Source organism: Acidobacteriota bacterium, assembly GCA_034211275.1.
Classification (GTDB): Bacteria; Acidobacteriota; Thermoanaerobaculia; order Multivoradales; family JAHZIX01; genus JAGQSE01.
This window is the reverse complement of sequence record JAXHTF010000394.1, coordinates 1-1,519: the sequence shown is the minus strand read 5'-3', so window position 1 is coordinate 1,519 and position 1,519 is coordinate 1. Positions and strand designations below refer to the sequence as shown.

Here is a 1,519-nt window from a genome sequence, read left to right as displayed (position 1 = left end):
CGGCCGAGGTCGACATCGGCTGCGCCAAGGAGGGCGGCCAACTCAAGATCGGCGCCGGCGCCGACTGGCTGGAGATCCTGGGCTGCGGCATGGTGCACCCGAAGGTGCTGGAGAACTGCGGCATCGACCCCAACGTCTACCAGGGCTACGCCTTCGGCCTGGGGATCGAACGCGCGGCGATGCTGAAGTACGGCATCCCCGACCTGCGCACCTTCTACGACATGCCTGCTCTACACCTCCGGCACCACCGGCCGCCCCAAGGGGGTGAAGATTCCCCACCGGATGGTGGTGGCCAACGGCTTCAACACCGTCTGCGGCTGGCAGCTGACGGCGGACGACGTCAGTCCCATCTTCACGCCCATGTACCACGCCGGGGGCCTGATGGCTTTCCTGGTGCCTCTCTTCGTCATCGGCGGCACCATCGTGCTGCATCGGGACTTCGACGCCGGCGCCATCTGGCGCTCCATCGAGGCGGAGGGCTGCACCGTCGTGCTGGGCGTGCCCACCATCTGGAAGATGCTCCTGGAGGCACCGGAGATGGAGCAGGTGGACCTGGGTAGCATCCGCTGGCTGATCAGCGGCGGCGCTCCCTTGCCTCACTACCTCATCGAGGCCTACCAGCAGAAGGGCATCGTATTCAAACAGGGCTTCGGCATGACCGAAGTGGGGGTCAATTGCTTCGCCATGACCGTCGAGGACTCAGCGCGCAAGAAGGGCTCCATCGGCAAGCCCATGATGTACACCCAGGTGCGGTTGGTAGACGACGAGGGCGAGGACGTGGCGCCGGGCATCGTCGGTGAGATGCTCTTCCGCGGGCCCCACGTCTGCCAAGGCTATTGGAACAACCCCCAGGCCACCGCCGCCGCCCTCGACGAGGACGGCTGGTTCCACAGCGGCGACCTGGCGCGGCGGGACGACGAGGGCTATTTCTACATCGCCGGTCGGGAGAAGGACATGATCATCTCCGGCGGCGTCAACGTCTACCCGGCGGAGATCGAGGCGGCGCTGCTGCTCTTCCCAGGGGTGGAGGACGCGGCGGTGGTGGGGGTCACGGACGATCATTGGGGGGAGAAGAGCGTCGCCTTCGTGGTGGCGCGGGAAGGGGAGGAGCTGAGCGTCGAGGCCCTCGGCGAGCATCTGCTGGAGCGGCTGGCGCGCTACAAAGTTCCGAAGGAATACCGCTTCGTCGAAGCCCTGCCCCGCACCGCCTACGGCAAGGTGGTGAAGGGAGAGCTACGGCAGACATATGAGGCGGAGCAGGCCGCCGGCGAGGCAGGCTGAAGCCCGTGACTTCCCCAAGCCCGGGGGCCATCGAGCCCACCCGTAGCGGTCATCTGCCCCAGGGCGAGCACCAGATCTTCTGGGAGCTCCACAGTGGCGGCGAGGCACCCAGGGATACGGTCTGCCTGCTCAACGGTCTGGCCATGCACACCCGCGCTTGGTACGGATTCTTGCCGCGGCTCACCGACCGCTACGATGTGCTGCTCTACGATTATCTGGGTCAAGGGCAGAGCTCCTG

General features: G+C 66.4%; 2 protein-coding genes and 1 pseudogene. All 3 read left to right on the top strand.

Annotated features, from left to right (window positions below; all coding sequences use genetic code 11):
• Window positions 1-221: pseudogene (locus SX243_26275) on the top strand (phenylalanine--tRNA ligase subunit alpha).
• A gap of 43 nt (window positions 222-264) precedes the next feature.
• Window positions 265-1,281 (top strand): AMP-binding protein, encoded by a 1,017-nt coding sequence (locus SX243_26270; protein ID MDY7096493.1) that lies wholly within the window; start codon window positions 265-267, stop codon window positions 1,279-1,281.
• A gap of 5 nt (window positions 1,282-1,286) precedes the next feature.
• Window positions 1,287-1,519 (top strand): hypothetical protein (locus tag SX243_26265; GenBank protein MDY7096492.1); only part of this gene is annotated, 233 nt, incomplete at its 3' end.